Raw genomic sequence first — 1,308 nt, forward strand, 5'->3', positions numbered from 1 at the left:
TGAAGTGACCCCGTAAAGTTGGACATTTCTGTTAAGCGGCTTTCAAGGCCTGAGTTCGATATTCTATCGGAGTCAGGCCTTTTAGTTTCACTTTTATACGTTTGGTATTGTAGTACTCGATGTATTCTTTAATTTGCTCTATCAGAGCATCTGCATCTTCAAAGCTTTGGTTGTGATACATCTCTGTTTTGAGTAAAGCAAAAAAGTTTTCAGCAACCGCATTATCCAAGCAGTTACCTTTTCTCGACATGCTTTGTGTTAACCCACTCTCCGCTACCTTTTTCTGATACTGTCGATGACGATATTGCCAACCTTGATCGCTATGTATAATTGGCTTTGAGTTGGGTTTGAGCTTTGATATGGCTTCCGTTAGCATATCCGTGACAAGCGGCAAGCAGGCATTTTTGGCCACTCTATAAGCAACTACCTCCTGAGTAAACAAGTCGACCACGGGAGACAAGTATACTTTCTGCTCTTTGACTTTGAACTCCGTGACATCAGTTACCCACTTTTCATCGGGTTGAGTCGCACTAAAATCTCTTTCAAGCAGGTTAGGAGCAGCTGTTCCAGACTCTCCTCGGTATGAACGATACTTTTTAATCCTGACCGTCGATTTAAGGTTGAGCTGAGCCATAAGCCTTTGAACCGTTTTGTGATTAAGCACGAACCCCTGATTTTTTAGTTCCAAGTGAATACGGCGGTAGCCGTATCGACCCTTATGTTCATGATAAATTGACTTTATCAACCGCAGCTCACGTTCGTAGCTATTTGGGCGCTTGTTTGTTTGAGCTTGATAATAAAAGACACTTTTTGCCAGCTGTAGAGTCTGCAGTAAGTGCTTCAGCGGGTACTTGCCTTTAAGAGTTAGAGCTATGACCGCTTTTTCTTTGTTCGACGGTTTTTTTCCTGCTCCAACTCTTCCAACTTTTTTAGAACGGCATTCTCGGTTCGTAAGTAGACCAACTCCTCTTTTAGCTCCTCAAGTGTCATTTCATTATCAGGCTTAGTGGTACGTTGAGGTTGCTGTTTCATTGAGGGTCTTCCTTTCTGGCGCATTTTGAGCCCCTTGATACCGAGCTCATTAAATCTTTTGAGCCAGACAGAGAGTATCCCAGGGGATGAGAGGTTTAATACAGCGCTAGTGTGCGTGAGAGACCATTCATTCGTCCACATTAAATTCAATGCTTTTCGTTTTGTTTGAGCAGTCGCGGCATGCTTAGTTGGTAAAAATGAATCAGTACCATGGATGGCAAAGACTTGAGCCCAATACCGTATCTGCCTTGAAGAAATTGAATATTGTTTTGCTAA

The 1,308-nt window shown here is 42.7% G+C and carries 2 protein-coding genes; both read right to left on the minus strand.

The genetic code is table 11. The features are described from left to right. Positions 1-31 precede the first annotated feature (31 nt). Positions 32-874, minus strand: coding sequence for an IS3 family transposase (locus AB4517_RS07745; protein ID WP_106427183.1), 843 nt, complete (start codon positions 872-874; stop codon positions 32-34). Beyond that, positions 871-1,308 (minus strand): helix-turn-helix domain-containing protein (locus AB4517_RS07750; RefSeq protein WP_372148149.1); only part of this gene is annotated, 438 nt, incomplete at its 5' end. The genes AB4517_RS07745 and AB4517_RS07750, both read right to left, overlap by 4 nt.

The sequence above is a fragment of the Vibrio sp. 10N.222.52.C3 genome (genome assembly GCF_041474195.1).
In the GTDB taxonomy this organism is placed as follows: domain Bacteria; phylum Pseudomonadota; class Gammaproteobacteria; order Enterobacterales; family Vibrionaceae; genus Vibrio; species Vibrio crassostreae_C.